The following is a 12,014-nucleotide window of genomic DNA, read 5'->3' as shown; positions in this document are numbered from 1 at the left end:
CTTGGACAAAGTCACTTCTCTTTGGAAAGTTCGATCACAGCAACTGCAAGCACCATCCAGGCAAAAGCGATGATTGACAACCACACAGAAATACCAAGCCTTCGCTTGAGCTTTGGCGGAAAAGCTCTTAATTCTTCAATATCCAGCTTGCCAAAACGCAAAGCGAGTTGGGGAAAAGTAACAAGGCCGCCGATGCTGCAGACCAGCATAAAGCGCCACTTCAGACTTGATGCTCCCCAGCAGACTTTTAGCCGCTCTATATAAGGATTACTGGTGATTGATGAGCAGACAACATGAAAGTCGCGTGTTAGCGTGACATGAAGGTTAATCGACACCCCTAGAAGGGAAATAGCAAATGGGGTGATTAGAAAATAAATCCTCATGACGACAGGCCAGCCTTCGAAATTCAGAATATCGGAAATCATCAGTAGAAAAGTCCACGCCTGCAAGTCTTCCCCATGCAGCGCCTACCCCCCTGACGAGACGCCAACAAGGGCATAAGCAACAACCGCCCAAATACAACCAATCATTGTCAACCAGGCCGCAAGAACCAACTTGAATTTTAACTTTGGAGGAAAGCTTTCTAATTCATGAGGATCTAGCTTCCCTCGGCGCAATGCCAACTGCGGAAATGTTATCAGCCCAGCAACCATGCACATCAGCATCCAACGTTTCTTGAACCGTCGCCCACCCCACACCTGCTTCACAGACTCAAGGTACGGATTGCTTTGTATCGCAGAGCATGCGACATCGTAATCTTTCCTTAGCACAAGGAAAGCAAGGATCGCCGGGCCCGGCAATCCAACAAAAAATGGCCCTAATACTAGTATTAGCCTTGCAAATAGCGGCCAGTCGTTAATTTCAATCACTTGTAGCCTCGTAGATAAACCCACCTGACTTCTGACCAAGCTCCTCCCCCACGAGGCTACCGGCGGCTAGTCTTGCTCCTGTGGCGACGAGCGACCTAATCCAAGACTACCGGCAAAACTACCGGCTTCTATCATTCGGATATCATGGTGTTTTGGAAAGCTCAAGTACCGCAACCGTAAACACTATCCAAGTAGACCCGATAATTGATAACCATACAGAAATTCCAAGCCTACGCTTGAGCTTTGGCGGAAATGCTTTTAACTCAGCAATGTCCAACTTGCCGTAACGCAAAGCCAAGCCTGGGAACGTAACAAGGCCGCCTATATTGCAAACTAGCATCCACCGCCACTTGAGGCTTGATGTACCCCAAACCACCTTCACTTGCTCTAAGTATGGGTTACTCGTAATCGCTGAGCAGGCGACGTGAAAGTCCCGCGATAGGGTGATATGAAGATTAATGGAGGCGCCCAGCAGGGAAATAACAAAAGGGGTGGCTATAAACACTATTTTCAAAAGCACAGGCCAGGTTTCAAAGCTCATCATTTGAAGCCTCATAGATGAACTCCCCGAAAGACCCTCCGGCCATTTCCCCTAATTTCGCACCTGCAAAGCTCCCCCCTCCCGCTACCAGAATTCCACACGCTGGTGCTGCAAAACCGGCAGTACCTACGCTAAAAACGGCACACAACGTACCAGCCACTGCTCCAGCTAATGCAGCTCCTGCCATCGCGCCCGCTACTCCAGTGCTGAATGATCCGGCTTCAACATATCGGATCCTCGCGCAGGCCTCTTCGTTTCCGGAGCGACAGACCTCCTGCACTTTTAGGTAAGATGCAGCCCCACCCAAACCTATTGCAGCGTATCCACCATGTTTGAGGTGTTTACCAAGCCGCGCCACCTTATCCAGATGCGTCGCATACCCCGGAATCTGTCCTGGCCCGCCCGCTTTCGACCAATGGTGCACCAGGCTCTTGGTCGAAATATTCAAGCTCTTCCTCAAACGCTCATAATTTCCAAGGTTCAGTTGTTTGTTCAGAAATGCCGTTTTCAATTGCCCATCCAATTGCTGTAGAAGCCGTTGCCGCTCAGCGAAGAAGCTCGGGCTGTTCAGGTGGCCGTGGCGCATGAACTCTTGCTGGTGGAGTTGTTCGATACTGGTCAATGTGTGACTGACCTGTTTCAAACCTTGATCCAGCATGTCCTTGCCCACGCCCATCGACAGGCTTGCGTCGCTGAGCAAGCCGGCGATTTCGGCCTGGTGCTGCATCATGAAATCCGCTTCGCCGTGGTCGAGTACTTCCAGCGCGCGGCGTGCATGCTGGGCATGCCGCCATCAGCTCTCCCTCCTCGCGCGTGCAGGCATTTGCGTTGTCCGGATCACCGATAACAAAGATTTCCCCTGCCTTGAAGCCTTGCTCGAACGTCGGGTTGAGTCGCTGCAACCGTGAGATCGGTAACGTGGCATCGTGCTCGGCCAGTTGCAGCAGCACCTGGGGGAACGACATGCGTCGAGGGACCACGTAAAAGCCAGGCTCCAGCGTACCGGGCAATGCACCTGCTACAGGTTGGGAGAAACGCTCGGGGTAGACAGCGGTTGATGGCTCGGCAAAGTGGCTATTTGCACGCGCCACAACGGAATGCCGGGAAGGCGGTGCTTCATGCAACGGCGCGACCACCCGATTGCTGCCCGGCGAGCAGCCACAAAGAACCAGCGCACCATCCATGGCGACCCGCTGGCCATCAGAAATGACAAAATCCACCCCTTCGGCGACGATTCCTTCCTGCCCACAAAGTGGGCATGCCGTGGTGTGGTCACCTTCGCGGAGTACCATCCGACCCTCGTCGAGATAGCCGGCGCCTGTCGCAATACAGACCGCCCCCGTCGTGGTGACATCGCCATCTACCGCCTGACCTTTTCCATCCAGACTGGCGCGCATATACAAACTCACTGTGCATGATTGAGGTTGAAAAACCTAACATCCGCAAAGGGGGTTCAAATGCTCCGGGAAAAAAATCAGATGTTTCCTACAAGCTACCGAGCAGATCCATGGCTCGCACTTCTTCATCCGCCAGACCCCGCCCGGGCACACCAAGGCGTTGCGTTATGCCACCCCATTGTTCCTGGCGCTGGTGCTGATCTTCATTGGCTGCAAAATCTTCTACCACGGCATGGTGGGTAAGGTGCCGGCGTTGCTGTTGCTCGGGGTGACGTTCGGGTTGTTGCTGGGTGGGGTGGTGGTTTCGTTGATCAAGACGCGGGGGAAGACGGCGACGGCTCACAATAGCCAACAGGGACAGGATTCGAATACACCAGGCAACGCAGGGCAGAAGAAAGAAGGCCCGCAATTGCGGGCTTGATCAATCAACGACTAATGTCTCACCACTACATACGCAACCGCTAGCCACGCTGAGCCTATTAACACGAGCCAACTAGAAAAAACCAGCTTGAACTTTAGTCTTGAAGGGAAAGCGTTTATTTCATGTAAGTCAACAACTCCTATTCTTGAATGAAGAAGAGGAAAGGTCAGTAAACCGCAGACAGCACAGACCACCATCCACCGTGCTCGGTAGGTAGTGGTCCCCCAAAAACATTTTATCCGTTCTATATAGGCATTGCTTCGTATGGAGTGACTAACAACCTCAAACTCGCGAGACCAAGCGACGTAACCACTAACTGCCAAGCCGACCAAGCTCAAAGCAAATGGCGCTGAAAGAAATAACAGCTGAATTTTCAGTGGCCAGCTGTTTATATCAATCAGCGATAAATTCATAAATCTTTTCTCCCCACATCTCCCCTACAGCTTCGCCAGCCAAGCCCCCAGCCATAGAGCCAGCTCCGACAAGAGCTATGCCGCACGTTGCAGCCCCTATGCCTACTGTTCCAATAGCGAAAACAGCACACACCGAAGTGACTGCCAGCCCTGAGATGAATCCTCCCGCGGCTCCGCCAACAACACCACCACTGAAACTTCCAGTTTCCTTTAGGCGCACGGCCTTGCAAGCTTCAGTTTCTCCTACCCGGCATACCTCCTGCACTTTCAAGTAGGACGAAGCCCCACCGAGCCCAAGCGCAGCATACCCACCATAATTGAGGTACCTGCCGAGCCCCGCCACCTTATCCAGATGGGTCGCATACCCCGGAATCTGCCCCGGCCCGCCCGCTTTCGACCAATGGAGCACCAGGCTCTTGGTCGAAATATTCAAGCTCTTCCTCAAACGCTCATAATTTCCAAGGTTCAGTTGTTTGTTCAGAAATGCCGTTTTCAATTGCCCATCCAATTGCTGTAGAAGCCGTTGCCGCTCAGCGAAGAAGCTCGGGCTGTTCAGGTGGCCGTGGCGCATGAACTCTTGCTGGTGGAGTTGTTCGATACTGGTCAATGTGTGACTGACCTGTTTCAAACCTTGATCCAGCATGTCCTTGCCCACGCCCATCGACAGGCTTGCGTCGCTGAGCAAGCCGGCGATTTCGGCCTGGTGCTGCATCATGAAATCCGCTTCGCCGTGGTCGAGTACTTCCAGAGCGCGGCGTGCATGCTGGGCAGCCGCCATCAGCTCTCCCTCCTCGCGCGTGCAGGCATTTGCGTTGTCCGGATCGCCGATAACGAAGATTTCCCCTGCCTTGAAGCCTTGCTCGAACGTCGGGTTGAGTCGCTGCAACCGTGAGATCGGCAACGTGGCATCGTGCTCGGCCAGTTGCAGCAGCACCTGGGGGAACGACATGCTTCGAGGGACCACGTAAAAGCCAGGCTCCAGCGTACCGGGCAATGCACCTACTACAGGTTGGGAGAAACGTTCGGGGTAGACAGCGGTTAATGGCTCGGCAAAGTGACTATTTGCACGCCCCACAACGGGCTGCCGGGAAGGCGGTGCTTCATACAATGGAGCGACCACCCGATTGCTGCCCGGCGAGCAGCCACAAAGAACCAGCGCACCATCCATGGCGACCCGCTGGCCATCAGAAATGACAAAATCCACCCCTTCGGCGACGATTCCTTCCTGCCCACAAAGTGGGCATGCCGTGGTGTGGTCACCTTCGCGGAGTACCATCCGACCCTCGTCGAGATAGCCGGCGCCTGTCGCAATACAAACCGCCCCCGTCGTGGTGACATCGCCATCTACCGCCTGACCTTTTCCATCCAGACTGGCGCGCATATACAAACTCCCTGTGCATGATTGAGGTTGAAAAACCTAACATCCGCAAAGGGGGTTCAAATGCCCGGGGGTGAAATTCAGATAATTCCTACAAATTATCAGAGCGCTATCTACTGAGAAATTAATAGATTTTTCTGAGTGACAAAACTCAACTTTCCTACAACATAGAATTTATTTATCTGACTGCGACCGATTTTCAAGGTAATAGACCACTAGAAAACAGCCGCCGGCCACCACCCCGGAAACATCTGCTGCACCCTGGGCTCGGCGAAACGTTCGTCGATCAGCACCAGTACGCCACGGTCCTGGTCACCACGGATAACTCGGCCTGCTGCCTGGATCACCTTGCGCACCCCCGGATAGAGATAGGCGTAGTCGAAACCGGCACCGAACTGCCGCCCCAGGCGCTGCTTGAACTGCTCGTTGACCGGGTTGACCTGCGGCAAGCCCAGGGTGGCGACAAACGCGCCGATCAACCGCGTGCCTGGCAAGTCCACCCCTTCGCCGAAAGCACCGCCCAATACGGCGAAGCCGACACCTTGGCCATCGGCGACAAAGCGATCGAGAAATACCTGACGGGCCGCCTCGTCCATGCCCGGTTCCTGAGCCCACAGCGGGATCTGGCCATGCTGCTCGGCCAGCAGCCCGGCCACCTGCTGCAGGTACTCGAAACTGCTGAAGAACGCCAGGTAGTTGCCCGGCATGCGCTCATACTGTCGGGCAATCAACTCGACGATCGGTGCCAGGGAGGCTTGGCGCTGCTGGTAACGGGTAGACACCTGGCTGGCAATGCGCACTTCCAGCTGTTCGGCGCGAAACGGCGCGGCCACTTCGAGCCAGGCGGTGTCGGCTGGCATGCCCAGCAGGTCGCTGTAGAAGTGCCGCGGGCTCAACGTGGCAGAAAACAACGTCACACTGCGCGCCGCCTGCATGCGTGGCGCCAGCAGCCGCGCCGGGGTGACGTTGCGCAGGCACAGCGTGGCCAGCCGCCGTTTGCGCGGGCCCTGGCGCTGGCTGATGTCAAAAAGGAAGTGCTCATCGAACAGCTCGGCCACCCGGCTGAACTGCAGGGCCTGATAGAAGAACTGCAACACCTGCGGGTCCATGTGCGCGGGCGCCTGGTTCATCTGCTCCTGAATCAGCCCGATGCACTGCTGCAGGGCACGCAACAGCCCTTCGGGCAACGACTCACTGGCCTGGTATGGCGCCCGCTGCTCTTTATACAGCGCGTTCCACTGCCGGTTAAGGCGGTCCAGCGCACTGACCAGCCCGGGCGGTTTGCTCTGGCGCAAGGCCAGCAGTTGGCCCTGGTCAAGGCTGGCGCTGTACATGCCGCGCCCACGCTCGACCAGGTTGTGCGCTTCGTCAACCAGTACCGCAACGCGCCACTGGTTGAGCTGGGTCAGGCCAAACAGCAGCGCGTGCGCGTCGAAATAGTAGTTGTAGTCAGCAACCAGCACGTCGACCCAGCGTGCCATCTCCTGGCCCAAATAATACGGGCATACCTGGTGTGCCAAGGCCACTTCGCGCAGATTGGCGCGATCGAGCAACGGCAGTGCGGCCGCAGCCTCGCGCGCTGCTGGCAGGCGGTCGTAGAACCCGGCGGCCAATGGGCAGGATTCACCATGGCAGGCCTTGTCCGGGTACTCGCAGGCTTTGTCGCGGGCGATCAGCTCCAGTGTGCGCAAGGCGGGCTGCGGCGTTGCATCGGCGATCTGGCGCATGGCATCGAGGGCCAGCGCCCGGCCAGGGGTTTTGGCCGTGAGAAAGTACAGCTTGTCCAGTTGCTGCGGCACCATGGCTTTCAGTAACGGGAACAAGGTTCCGAGGGTTTTGCCGATGCCGGTGCTGGCCTGGGCCATCAGGCAACGCCCGGTGCTCACCGCCTTGTACAACGTTTCGGCCAACTGCCGCTGGCCCTGGCGGAACTGTGGGTAGGGGAAACTCAGCGCCTGAAGGCCCTGGTCACGTTCGGCCAAACGTCGTTGCTGAAACTGGGCCCAGCCTAGAAAGCGCTGACACTGGGTTTCGAAGAAAGCCTGCAATTGAGCAGCCGTATAGCGTTCACTGAACAGCGTTTGGTCATCGCTGTCCACGTCCAGGTACACCAGCGCCACCTCGATGGCCGGCAGTTGACGTGCCTGGCACATCAGCCAGCCATAGACCTTGGCCTGTGCCCAGTGCAACTGACGGTGATTGGCCGGCTGACGCGCCAGGTCGCCTCGGTGCGTCTTGATCTCTTCCAGGCGATTGCTGACGGGGTCATAACCGTCGGCGCGGCCCCGCACCTTGAGGGTTTCGAACTGCCCTTCAAGGGTGATTTCCGACTCATAGCCCGCAGCACGTCGGGCCACTACCCGCTGATGCCCTTCGATGCCTTCCTGAGCGGTGGGCGACGGCGTGAAGCGCAGGTCCAGGTCACCGACCTTGGCGCTGAACTCGCACAAAGCGCGCACTGCCACGCTGTAGCTCAAGGGGTTTCGCTCCAGCGTACATGGCACACCGCGACGGGCAAGCCGTGTTGCCTGCAGAACTCCAGCCAGCGCAGCTGGTTGTCCTGCAGGCGGTCACCAGGTCCCTTGACCTCGACCATGCGATAGCGGCCCTGTTCCGGCCAGAACTGGATCAGGTCGGGCATGCCGGCGCGGTTGCTGCGAATATCCTGCAACAAGCGCAGGAAGCACTGCTTCAACTGGGCGGCCGGCAGGCAAGTCAAGGCCTGTTCCAGCAGTTCCTCGCTGAGCATGGACCAGAACACGAACGGCGACTGCAGGCCCTGTTTGGCCTTGTAGCAATCGAGAATCGCCTGGCGATGGCTGCCGTCGTCGAGGCGCCCGAGACAATGCTCGAACACTGCACTGCGCCGTTGCTGGAAGTCACTGTCGTGCAGGTCCTGTGGGGCAGCCTGGAACGGGTTGAAGAACGCGCCGGGCACCGGGGCGAAGATAGCCTCCCAGCACAACAGACCAAACAGGCTGTTGAACAGCGTGTTCTCCACGTAATGTGCCTGGCCACCCGCTTGCACCAAGTGCTGACGCACGGCTTCCTCCACGCCCAGCGCTGCGTGCTCACGGGGCAGTTCAAGTTCGATCAGTTCCAGCGGCGTGACTCGCTGGCGCCGCTGTGGCGGGCCACCGAGCTTACGCGCCAGGCGGGGCAGCATGCGCTCCAGTGCCTGTACTTCCAATGCATTGGCCGGTGCCGCAGCCAGTTGCAACGCCAGAGCGTGGGCCTGGGGCCACTGTTCACTACGCTCCAGTACCCGCACCTGACGAATGCGCGCCTGGGCATGGTCGCACTGCGCGTACACGGCCATTGCCAGGTCCCAGTCGCCCAGGCGCTCGCATTGCTGGCCCAGGGCGAATTGCAGCCGCGCATGGCGCCGCGCCAGCCAGGGGTTTTCGCTGCGCAGGCCCTGCAGGGTCGCCAGGATTGGCACGGGGTCGCCACCTTGCTCCAGGCGTTCGGCGCATTGGTGCAACGCCATGGCCAGGTCGAGATCGTCACGTTGCTGCAAGGCGCGAGAATCGGTGCTGAACGGTACCTGCTCGTAGCGCAGCAGCCCAAGGTCGGCGAGGACAAAGTCTGACCAGTCTTGGTAAAGGTTGCCGAAAAACAGTAGGCGCATGCGGTCGCACACAGGCTGCAGGCACCACTGGTAAATGCGCACCTCGCTGTCGGGAAACCATTCGCTCAGTGGCCGGGCCGCCAGTTCCAGGGGCTGAAGCTGTGCCAGCAGCTCATGCTTGGCGGCACGTGCGCGGTTTAGTTGCCGGGCGAAACAGCGAGCAAGTTCATCTTTGCGCAGCAAGGCGAACAGTTGTTGCAGTTCCAGTTGCTCGGGCTCCCGCACCCAGCCAAGGGCTTGCAACGGTTGCAGCGCCAACGCGGTGTCGCCAATTTCGGCGTAGTCGAGCCGGTCGCTGCGAAACATTTCGCCTTTGCGCATGACCATGCGCACCATCAAGGCCTGGGCGGGCGCTTGCAGTTGGCTGAAGGCACGGATGAAGTCCAGTTCCTGATCATCGAGCAGGTCCTGGTAGCGCTGTTCGACCCACAGCACCACCTGACGAAAGTTATGCAGGTAGTAGAACGGGTCGTCGACGGAGTGGGCGATCACGGGCAGAGGTCAGATGGCGGCAACAGGCACTGGTTATACATACAGACCAGTGTACCTGACAAGCACCGTGGGTCGCGTCACGATCAACGCTTCGATACCAAGGCGAGCACAGGCCCCGTAGGAGCAGCCTTGTGCTGCGAAGAGGCCAGCAAGACAAAAGGCTATATTTGCCAGTCATGGCCTCTTCGCAACACAAGCCTGCTCCTACACATCAATGCGATCGAGGTGGGCGCCTTGTTTCAGGTTTCAGCCCTGTTCAGTGGCGGCCTTCATCTCCCCCGCCTCGTCCTTGGCACTGCCAATCGGCGCCTGCAGCAGCAGGAAGTACGCCACCGCCGAGCACAGCGCCACCACTGCGCTGATCATGAACGCGGTGGTGAACGAGCCCGAGTACTGGATGCTGAAGCCAGTCACGATCGGTGCCACGGAACCGGCGATGTACCCGCCGAAGTTCTGGATCGAACCAAACGAGGCCACGCGCGGGCTGTCGACAATGGTGTTGACGATCATCCAGGCAGTGGCGCTGGCCATGTTGATGCTGAACAACGCCAGGCACAGCAGGATGATGCAGCCGGTCAGGCCGGTGACGAACGACAAGGGCAAGGTGAACAGCGCCGCCAGCACCAGGCCGGTGATGACACTGAACTTGCGGCTGCCCAGCACGCTCATGCCACGTTTTACCAGCCAGTCACAGAACCGCCCGGCAACGATGGTACCCGCCGCACCAAAGCCATAGGCCAGCGACACCACCCAAGCGGTCTTGTACAGGTCCAGGCCATGCTCGCGCTCGAAGTAGCCCGGCAACCAGGTCAGGTGCAGCCAGAGCATGTAGATCACACCCATGAAGCCCAGCACAGCGCCCCAGGTACTGCGGTGCTTGAACAGGTCGAGCCAGCCGGCGAAGTACGATGCCTTCGGCGCGGGAGCAGCGGTTACCGGAGCCTGGCGCTCGCCCGGCAAGGGTTTGCCTTCGGCCGCAAGCTCTGCCAGGTAACGCGCCTTGCTTTTGTAGAACGCCAGCCAGCACACCGCCAGCACCACGCCGATCGCGCCGGTGATGATGAACATGCCACGCCAGCCGAAGTTGACCATGAACAGCGTCAGCAAAGGTGGCGCCAGGCATGGGCCGAGGCAGGTCGACGACCAGACCACGCCGGTTGGGGTACCGCGTTCGTTGGCATCGAACCACTCCGACAAGGCTTTGGCCGCCGACGGAAACATCGGCGCCTCGCCGATCCCCAGTAACACCCGCAGGCCCATGAAACCGGCAAAACTGTTGACCATGCCGAACGCTGCCTGGGCTATCGACCAGCCCAGCAACGAGGCACCCAAGGCGATCTTGCTGCCCAGGCGGTCGATGATCATGCCCATGGGCAACTGGGCAAAGGCATAGGCAATGGAAAACGCCGACAACAGAATGCCCATCTGCGACGGGCTGATCATCATGTCTTTCTGGATGGAGGTATTGGCAATCGACAGCGCACTACGGTCCAGGTAGTTGACGATGCCGATCAGCAGCAGGAACACAACGGTGATGCGCTGGTACTTCTTCATAGGGTTCATGTGATGACCTTTATTATTATTGTTGCCGCGCTGTCAGCGCCTTGACGATCCATCGAGGGTGCTGCGCCCCTCCCTGACGCAGCGTATGGTTCAAAGCTGCCGTGCGCTGGCTGCAACCTCCAGCAGGCCACGTCGGCCGAGGTTGTCGATTAGCGCGCGCAGGCCGAAGGCCCACTGCGGTGCCCGGTCGCTGGTAGTCACGCGGTTGCACAGCGTACCCAGTTGCGGGTTGCTGATGCTCACCACATCACCCGGTTTGTGGGTAAAGCCGTTACCCGGCTGATCGCGGTCTTGCTTGGGCGCGAACAGGGTACCGAGGAAAAGCACCAGGCCATCAGGGTATTGGTGGTTTTCGTTGAGAGTTTGCTGCACCAAGTCTTGCGGGTCACGGCTGATCTGGCGCATGGAGCTGCGCCCGGACAAGATGAAGCCGTCCTCGCCTTCCACCCGCAGGTCCACCTCGGCAGCGCGCACATCGTCCAGGTCGAAGCTTTCGTCAAACAGGCGCAGCAGCGGGCCCAGAGCAGTGGAAGCGTTGTTGTCCTTGGCCTTGGACAACAGCAAGGCGCTACGCCCTTCAAAGTCACGCAGGTTGACGTCGTTACCGAGCATGGCGCCCTTGATGCTGCCATCGCTGGCCACCGCCAGCACCACTTCCGGCTCTGGGTTGTTCCAACTGGACTTGGGGTGGATGCCGATATCGGCGCCATGGCCAACCGCCGACAGCGGCTGGGCCTTGGTGAACACTTCGGCATCCGGGCCGATGCCCACCTCCAAGTACTGCGACCACAAGCCCTGCTCTACCAGCACCTTGCGCAGCGCTTCGGCCTGGGCCGAACCGGGCACGATCTGCGACAGGTCGGCGCCGATACGGCTGGCCAGGGTGTCGCGTATAGCGTCGGCCTTGGCCGGGTCGCCCTTGGCCTGTTCCTCCACCACACGCTCCAGCAGGCTGGTGGCGAAGGTCACGCCTGCAGCCTTCACTGCCTGCAAGTCGATCGGCGCCAGCAGCCATGGTTGGCGCGGGTCGCGCTGGTCGGGGTCGCTGTTATCCAGCAATGCCGGCAAGGCAATCAACGGTTTGGCCAACGGCAAGGCCCGCAGGTAGGCCACCGGGTCCGCCACCTCCAACAGAGCCGATACAGTCGCCACGTGGGTGCTGATATCGTAGACAGCGCCGGCTTTTACCAGCACTACCGCCGGCCCTTGTTCCGGCAGCCAAACCCGCCCTACCCAACTGCCGTTGTCGAACACGCTGGCAGCATGGCTCAGCGGCAACGGTTGATTGGCGTTCGATCGTTCAGTCATC

The 12,014-nt window shown here is 58.8% G+C and carries 8 protein-coding genes and 2 pseudogenes; 1 reads left to right on the top strand and 9 read right to left on the bottom strand.

The genetic code is table 11. From position 1 onward, the window contains the following. Positions 1-11: 11 nt before the first annotated feature. The 4 genes and pseudogenes from ACNFBR_RS26690 to ACNFBR_RS26675 form a co-directional block, all read right to left on the bottom strand. Complete coding sequence (locus ACNFBR_RS26690) at positions 12-425, bottom strand: hypothetical protein (RefSeq protein ID WP_416737499.1); 414 nt, start codon at positions 423-425, stop codon at positions 12-14. Between the two features lie 42 nt (positions 426-467). Then, the gene (locus tag ACNFBR_RS26685; RefSeq protein ID WP_416737498.1) at positions 468-869 is read right to left on the bottom strand and encodes a hypothetical protein; all 402 of its coding nucleotides are present in this window, start codon (positions 867-869) and stop codon (positions 468-470) included. A gap of 142 nt (positions 870-1,011) precedes the next feature. Continuing rightward, positions 1,012-1,413, bottom strand: a complete 402-nt coding sequence (locus ACNFBR_RS26680) for a hypothetical protein (RefSeq protein ID WP_416737497.1) — start codon at positions 1,411-1,413, stop codon at positions 1,012-1,014. Next, positions 1,400-2,807, bottom strand: a pseudogene (locus tag ACNFBR_RS26675) (PAAR domain-containing protein). The gene ACNFBR_RS26680 and the pseudogene ACNFBR_RS26675 overlap by 14 nt, the downstream one beginning before the upstream one ends. A 70-nt stretch (positions 2,808-2,877) precedes the next feature. Here ACNFBR_RS26675 and ACNFBR_RS26670 point away from each other — a divergent pair. Continuing rightward, positions 2,878-3,228, top strand: a pseudogene (locus ACNFBR_RS26670) (hypothetical protein); the annotation flags it as partial. Between the two features lie 393 nt (positions 3,229-3,621). Here ACNFBR_RS26670 and ACNFBR_RS26665 read toward each other — a convergent pair. The 5 genes from ACNFBR_RS26665 to ACNFBR_RS26645 all read right to left on the bottom strand — a co-directional run bounded on the left by ACNFBR_RS26665 (position 3,622) and on the right by ACNFBR_RS26645 (position 12,013). After that, positions 3,622-5,022 (bottom strand): PAAR domain-containing protein, encoded by a 1,401-nt coding sequence (locus tag ACNFBR_RS26665; RefSeq protein ID WP_416737496.1) that lies wholly within the window; start codon positions 5,020-5,022, stop codon positions 3,622-3,624. Between the two features lie 212 nt (positions 5,023-5,234). Continuing rightward, positions 5,235-7,496 (bottom strand): ATP-dependent DNA helicase, encoded by a 2,262-nt coding sequence (locus ACNFBR_RS26660; protein WP_416737495.1) that lies wholly within the window; start codon positions 7,494-7,496, stop codon positions 5,235-5,237. Beyond that, a complete protein-coding gene (locus ACNFBR_RS26655; protein ID WP_416737494.1) occupies positions 7,493-9,142 on the bottom strand; it encodes a VRR-NUC domain-containing protein in 1,650 nt (549 codons plus the stop codon). The genes ACNFBR_RS26660 and ACNFBR_RS26655 overlap by 4 nt, the downstream gene beginning before the upstream one ends. Before the next feature lie 246 nt (positions 9,143-9,388). Continuing rightward, positions 9,389-10,696 (bottom strand): MFS transporter, encoded by a 1,308-nt coding sequence (locus ACNFBR_RS26650; RefSeq protein WP_416737544.1) that lies wholly within the window; start codon positions 10,694-10,696, stop codon positions 9,389-9,391. A 99-nt stretch (positions 10,697-10,795) separates the two neighbouring features. Then, positions 10,796-12,013 carry a fumarylacetoacetate hydrolase family protein gene (locus ACNFBR_RS26645; RefSeq protein WP_416737493.1) on the bottom strand — a complete coding sequence of 406 codons (1,218 nt, stop codon included), beginning with the start codon at positions 12,011-12,013 and terminating at the stop codon, positions 10,796-10,798. Position 12,014 lies beyond the last annotated feature (1 nt).

This window comes from Pseudomonas sp. NY11955 (assembly GCF_048068035.1).
In the GTDB taxonomy this organism is placed as follows: domain Bacteria; phylum Pseudomonadota; class Gammaproteobacteria; order Pseudomonadales; family Pseudomonadaceae; genus Aquipseudomonas.
The sequence above is the reverse complement of the archived record's forward strand: the minus strand, read 5'-3'. Positions and strand labels throughout refer to the sequence as shown.